Here is a 6,000-nt window from a genome sequence, read left to right as displayed (position 1 = left end):
GGTGGCCGCCTGGACCACCTGCCCCTTCACCCCCGCCCCCAAGGTGCCCGGAGCCCGCTGGGTCCTGCCCCGCCTCGTCGCCGAGATCACCTACACCACCCGCACCCGCGCCGGATACCTGCGCCACCCCTCCTGGCACCGGCTCCGCCCCGACCTCGCCCCCGGCGACTCGTCTGAGGCCAACCGCTCGTAGAAGCGTGTCCTGGAGGGTGCGACCGGTAGGCGCGCATGTTGAGGTGTCGCGCTTCCTGATGGTGGGTGATAGCGCGTGACCGTGTTCAATCGTGACGGGCGAGCTTGACCACGGAAACGAGCAGGATCACGGCCAGGACGGGGATGAGGACCGGTTTCGAGGACACGCCGAGCAGCAGCCCGCCCAGCATCGCGCCCGCGATCGAGCCTGCGGCCATGACCATGGTGAAGCGGAGGTTGTCGCCGATCACGGCGAAGCTGCCGTCACGGCTGTAGCGGGCGAAAGCGACCAGCATGGTCGGCAGTGACACCAGCAGGGAGAGGCTTCCGGCCGTCTTGATGTCCACCGCGAACAGCAGCACGATCGTCGGGATCAGCAGCTCACCTCCGGCCACGCCCATGAGCGCCGCGACCACGCCGATACCGAAGCCGGCCACGACTCCGCAGGGCACCTGGGCCCACAGCGGCAGCGCAACCGTACCCAGCGTGGACGTGTGGGTGACCAGCAGAGCCGCGGCCATCAGCACCATCAACCCTGCCAGCACCTTGTAGAGCGTGGAACTGCGCACCCGCACCGCCCAGGACGCTCCAGCCCAGGCACCCAGCAGACTCCCGGCCAGCAAGTTGATCGCCACAGACCCGTGCGCGGCCACCTCAGAGGCCGGGACCGCTGCCAGACGAGCGGGCAGCGCGGCCAGAACCACGACCAGGCTCATGCCCTTGTTCAGGATGACCGCCGAGAGCGCGGCGAACCCGAACAGACTGATCAGCAACGGCAGCCTGAACTCCGCACCGCCCAAACCGATCATCCCGAAGGCCCGCATTCCGCCCGCTGGCTACTGCTTCGGACGGCTGGCAATCTCACCACACAACCACACCTGTGCGATGTAGTCGGCGCGGGACGATCCGGATGCTCGGGCAGGCGAATGCAGCCCGCTTCGAAGCGGAGAAACATAGCGGGGGCTCGCCGGTTGGCCAACCCGGCGATCCCCGCATCATTGACAGTCCACCGCCACGCCCTGCCCGCCCACCGAAAGGCGCCTTCCCGCGACCACGCAACACCAGGAAGTGAGCACGGCCCACGGGCCCGGTCGGCAATCACGATGCCGCGTAGCTGGCCCCGAACAGGTCCATCGCCCGCTCCACGTCGCGCGGCGTACGCAACTGAACCTCCAGATCACCCGTCCCGTGGTGACCGAGACCGGACACGTCCCGGGTGAAATCCGGAGCAAGGTCGACATCCTTGGGATCGGCCTTGAGGTAGACGAGGAGCTTGGCCTTCTGCGGCGGGCAGACGCATGCGAAGTTCCGCAGGCGCTGATACGCCCGGTACTGCTTGCGCTGCACCCGGCTGACGCCTTCCCCGAGGCCCAGCAGCACCTCATCGACCGCCTGCGCCAGCTCCGCCAGCGCCCCGCCGTGCCCATCGGCATCAGGCATCCGGGCCGCGTCCCGGCGAGGGCGCCGTACGCGCGGTGCCCGCCCGGCGACGGAGGCCACCGTCTCCAGCCCCACAAGGTCCCTGCCACTGCCGAAGAACCTGTAGCGGACCAGATCAATGCTGTGCCGGTGCTCGCGCACGGCATGCACGTCGTACCGGGTGAAGCCACCGGCGACACAGATCAACCGCGGCGCGCTCCACAGCACCTGCGACGCGGCCGACACCCCGAGCCCCTCGCGGACCAACTGCCGGAAAGCATCCTTGTGCGCCATCAGCCACGCCATGTAGTACAGGCCCTGGTTGACCACCCCTGCGTCGGTACCGCGCTTGTACTCGACTTTACCGACCGCAGGAGCTCGCGAACCGGCTCTGAACTGCGACGACTCATAGATTACATGTCCGCGACGGGGAGTTGTGGCCGTTGTTGGGGCTCGGGTGCGCTTCTTCTTGAGGGACCTCGCTGCCGACCAGCACGGACGTGGTCGGTACTGGGAACTCGGCGCGACCTCCTGTGCCGCGCTTGCCGCAGACGCAAGGTGCTGACCAAATATTTCTTGTCCCTCCAGAAGAAACGCACCCCAACCGCGACGCGTCCCGGCCCAGCACGCGCGTCAGCTCCTGCGCGGACACCGGTCCCGCAGCAGCCACGACCGCCGCGAACACCTGTCGGTAGGCCCCGGGCAGGGACTGAGCGTCCATCCCGGGCTGCCAGACCGGCGGGCGCGGGTCATAGCCCGGGCACAGGACGGGACAGGAAAGCCACAGATCATCGAGCTACAGCATGGTTCACCACCACGCTCTGATTCATACGTAGGCGGTGAGGCCAAGACGCTTTTCCTTGGGGACTTTCCGGCCCGCAGCCTGTGGATTCAAGCCAAACGTGATCAGCAAGCGGAATTGTCATGCCCAATTCACCGCTCGGTCACCTGCTGTCGTGAGTCTCGCCCGAGCACGTCGATCACAGGGAGCGCATTCCAACTTCGACAAGCAGGGGGGCATACATGCGAAGACGTCATCACGCGTACCGAGGGTACGTAGCGGCGGCGGTCGGCGGGGTTCTCACGCTGACCACACTTACCACCGCCCAGGCAGCGCCGGCACCGCTCACCGATCCGGCGGAGGTGGCGGCGATCGCCGATCAGCTGGGCAACAAGCGCACAGCCGGCATCTACTACCAGGACGAACGACTCGTTGTCGCCGTTACCGATCAGGCCGCGGCAGAAACCGTGCGAAACGCTGGGGCGGCAGCGGAGGTCGTCCCACACAGCGCGGCCGAGCTCAGCTCCGCCAAGGCGGAACTGGATCAACTGGCGGGGATACCCAACACTGCCTGGAGCATCGACCAGAGCAGCAACCGGGTAAACGTAAAGATCTACGACGGGGTCTCCGACGCCGACAGGACTCGAATCGAGGAGGCCGTTTCCGGATTCGGGGACGCGGTCGACATAACCGAACACTCCGGCAAGATCGAATCGACCGCGTACGCCATGCGCGGCGGCCTCGGCATTAAATCGGATTTCACGTCAGGCGGGACAAACTGGACCAAGACGTGCTCGGCCGGATTCAACGTGCAGAATTCCAGCGGTAAGAAGTACATGCTTACCGCCGGCCATTGCATGGAGGGAGGCGCTGTCACCTGGCGCCGCAGCAGCGGGGACATTCCCCTCGGAAGGGCCATCGACTGGGCCTACGGCAACGACGTGAACCAGTCCGACTACGGAGTGGTGGAGTACAGCAACAGCGACGTCGCGCCGTACGGAACGATCCAGTACAGGGACGGCTCGGAAGGGCAGATCTCGCGTTCCGCCTCCGCGTTCGAGGGAGAGAAGGTGAAGCGCGTGGGGACCATGAGCCAGGACCTGGGGGGCATGGTGCTGGCGACGAACGCGACGGTCACCTACACCGACGGCACCACCCTCACCAACATGGTCGAGGCGAGCAACTGCACCGTGCATGGCGACAGCGGAGGACCCCTCTTCAGCGGTGAGACGGCGCTGGGCATCAATTCGGGCGGCAGCTATGCCGACCAGCCATGTGGGGATTCCGACAGCCAAGCGGACCGTTCCAGCTTCTACGAGCCGGTATACAAGGTGCTCTCCTGGGAGGGCCTGAAGGTCTACTAGGCCACGGACGACCTCTCGCTGCCTGCGGCCCTGCGACGCCACCCAGATGCAGCAGGTGGTGAGAGGTTGTGAGTGAACCCGGATGCGCCCGTCCGCGTCGAAGGTGCGGGAGTGGGGCAGCGCTGGACGCTGAAGAGTCCCCGCGCCCTTGTGTTCCGTACCTAACCCTCGTCGACCGCCACAGAGGACTCAATGAATACGCAACCGAAGCGCTCCGTCTGCATACTATTGGTATCACTCCTGAGCACGAGCCTCCTTGCTGGCTGCGGCAATGATCAGCGCACAGACGATGGTCATGCGAACGATCAGTCGCTGCGCATGCAGGAAGAGCGCGCCCGGCAAGTAGCCGATGCCTGGCGGGCATCGGCAGCCGCCGATGCCTGGGCGCAGGGCTACTACCCGATGGCCGACGCGGTGCAGAAGCCGGAATCCGGCTGGCACAGTAAGGCAGACGAACGAGCCTACGAAACGAAGAACTTCGTCCTGGGCGGCGATCTGCCCAGCACAGCCCCCGCCCTCGGGACGGTGGACTGGGGAAAGGGGAAAGATCTCACCCGCCCACTGATCGGGGCAAAGAAGGCATACCAGTCGTTCGCCCTTAACCGCAGTGACGGAGCCCAACTGACCGTGACTGGGGCCCGTCTCGGTACAACAACCATCGTGACAAGCCGCGGCAACGCAACCGTTCCCGCATGGTTGTTCACGCTGGAGGGCTACGACACCCCGCTCAAGCGTGTCGCCGTAACCCCCTCAAAGCTTCCCAAGCCGCCGATCGGACAAGCCCGACAAGGGGCTACTGGCGGTCTCAGGAGCCTCGCCCGGCTGGCCGCAACGGCGGCAGATGGCCGCTCCATAACTGTGAAGGCCACTCACGGATCCTGCGACGACGGCCCGATCGTCAAAGCGCTGGAGACAGATGAGAGCGTAGTACTGTACGCCTCCATCAAGGGGGCCGAAAGCGGCACATGCCCCGCCGACATGATCGAACAGAACGTGAGGGTCGAACTGTCGCGGCCGCTCGGTGACCGCCTCCTCCTGGACTCCCTCACCGGTCGACCAGTGCCGTTCGGAGACCCCAAAGGGGCGGCACCGAGCTGGACGTAAGCGCAACATCATCCAGCCCTCCATGTGCGCCGTCCACTCGGGAGCAGTCGCCGCCGAGCAGCAGCGGGGGCGGAAGTTCACCAACGTGGAGAACATCGAGATCGAACTGTAGGCCCGCTCCAGCATGAGCGCCTCGTCCCCGGCTGTGGTCGGGTAGCCGGATCACGTTGCCGTGACCCGGCCCCCTCAGACCGGACGTGCACCTTTCAGCGCATCCGGCTCAAGCAAGCCACGAGGGCTTCGCAGGTCAGCAGGGTTATCTGGCCCGTTCGCTGTCGCCAGCGTGATGTTGACGGTGGCATTCGGAGTGCACGAGCCGTCCACCGGGAGGGAGGACGGGCGGTGAAGTGGCTGGGCGGGAGGATCAGGACTTCGGTGCCGGTTCGGCTATGCGGGCTTCGAGGTCGGCGACGCGCCGGTCCTGGAAGCGGAGGTTGGAGCGGGCGGCCTTGAGCCGTTCGTCGAGGGTGCGGTTGTCGGTGGTGAGCTGGCGGACGCGCTGTTTGAGGGTGGTGTTCTCTGTGGTGATCCGCTGGATAGCACCCTCGGTCCATTCGTCCTGCAAGTCCCGTATCTGGCCCAGGAGTTCGCCAATCCGAGTGCGCTGGGTGAGGATCTCGGTGTGGGCGGCCTTGAGGGCGTCCTCGGAGTTCAGGGCGCGTTCGCGCCACGTCGCCTCGCGTTCGTCGCCCTGTTCAGCGAGCGTGCCGGATTGGTGTTCGCCGGCCTGCGTAATCGCTGCGGCGACCGCGCCTCTGGCCTCGACGTTGTCGTAGAGGAAGGTGCGCGAGACGCCCGCTCGGCGGGCGACGGCGGCGACACTGATCTGGGCTTTCTCGCGTCGGAGCCGGGCGATGGCCTGGTGGACGCGCTCAAGGGCGGCTTCGGTCTTGCGGCGGCGGGCGGCCAGGGCCGCCGCGGTGCGGGGTTCGGGAATGGCAGCGGTGTTCATGCGGCTTCCTGTTCGGGGTCGTCCCCCTCGGCTGTGCATGTATCGCTGTACTCGTCCTGCTCGTCGCTGCCCGCGTCGGCGAGGTCGGCGGTGCGGAAGGCGGTGGACCACACGCGGTGGAAGTAGTCCTGGGGTTTGCGCAGGTCCAGGGCGAGGGCGTCGTCGAAGAGCCAACAGGGTGTCGACAC

The 6,000-nt window shown here is 66.4% G+C and carries 6 protein-coding genes and 1 pseudogene; 3 read left to right on the top strand and 4 right to left on the bottom strand.

What is annotated here, in order from left to right; all coding sequences use genetic code 11:
- The coding region (locus PUR53_RS01275) for an ATP dependent DNA ligase (protein WP_443080249.1) at positions 1–193 on the top strand (193 nt) is incomplete at its 5' end.
- A gap of 85 nt (positions 194–278) precedes the next feature.
- Here the strand turns inward: PUR53_RS01275 and PUR53_RS01270 are convergent.
- The gene (locus tag PUR53_RS01270; RefSeq protein WP_329896211.1) at positions 279–1,016 is read right to left on the bottom strand and encodes a sulfite exporter TauE/SafE family protein; all 738 of its coding nucleotides are present in this window, start codon (positions 1,014–1,016) and stop codon (positions 279–281) included.
- Between the two features lie 274 nt (positions 1,017–1,290).
- Positions 1,291–1,971 (bottom strand): annotated as a pseudogene (locus tag PUR53_RS01265) (DUF5655 domain-containing protein); the annotation flags it as partial.
- Between the two features lie 663 nt (positions 1,972–2,634).
- Here PUR53_RS01265 and PUR53_RS01260 point away from each other — a divergent pair.
- Together PUR53_RS01260 and PUR53_RS01255 are read left to right on the top strand one after the other, a co-directional pair.
- Positions 2,635–3,756 carry a S1 family peptidase gene (locus PUR53_RS01260; RefSeq protein WP_329907083.1) on the top strand — a complete coding sequence of 374 codons (1,122 nt, stop codon included), beginning with the start codon at positions 2,635–2,637 and terminating at the stop codon, positions 3,754–3,756.
- 192 nt (positions 3,757–3,948) lie between these two features.
- Positions 3,949–4,860, top strand: coding sequence for a hypothetical protein (locus tag PUR53_RS01255; protein WP_329896213.1), 912 nt, complete (start codon positions 3,949–3,951; stop codon positions 4,858–4,860).
- Positions 4,861–5,224: 364 nt separating this feature from the next.
- Here the strand turns inward: PUR53_RS01255 and PUR53_RS01250 are convergent, their stop codons facing one another.
- Together PUR53_RS01250 and PUR53_RS01245 are read right to left on the bottom strand one after the other, a co-directional pair.
- Positions 5,225–5,812 (bottom strand): DUF6262 family protein, encoded by a 588-nt coding sequence (locus tag PUR53_RS01250; RefSeq protein ID WP_329907081.1) that lies wholly within the window; start codon positions 5,810–5,812, stop codon positions 5,225–5,227.
- A complete protein-coding gene (locus PUR53_RS01245) occupies positions 5,809–6,000 on the bottom strand; it encodes a hypothetical protein (protein WP_329896215.1) in 192 nt (63 codons plus the stop codon). Before PUR53_RS01245 ends, PUR53_RS01250 begins: the two co-directional genes overlap by 4 nt.

Origin of the sequence: Streptomyces sp. SP18BB07 (genome assembly GCF_036322545.1) — a bacterium.
Classification (GTDB): domain Bacteria; phylum Actinomycetota; class Actinomycetes; order Streptomycetales; family Streptomycetaceae; genus Streptomyces; species Streptomyces deccanensis.
Note: the sequence above shows the minus strand (reverse complement) of the source record. Positions and strands in the feature narration are given on the sequence as shown.

Coding starts and splice junctions, on each gene's coding strand:
- PUR53_RS01250 (WP_329907081.1), bottom strand. CDS start 5,812: ATGAACACCGCTGCCATTCCCGAACCCCGCACCGCGGCGGCCCTGGCC.
- PUR53_RS01260 (WP_329907083.1), top strand. CDS start 2,635: ATGCGAAGACGTCATCACGCGTACCGAGGGTACGTAGCGGCGGCGGTC.
- PUR53_RS01270 (WP_329896211.1), bottom strand. CDS start 1,016: ATGCGGGCCTTCGGGATGATCGGTTTGGGCGGTGCGGAGTTCAGGCTG.
- PUR53_RS01255 (WP_329896213.1), top strand. CDS start 3,949: ATGAATACGCAACCGAAGCGCTCCGTCTGCATACTATTGGTATCACTC.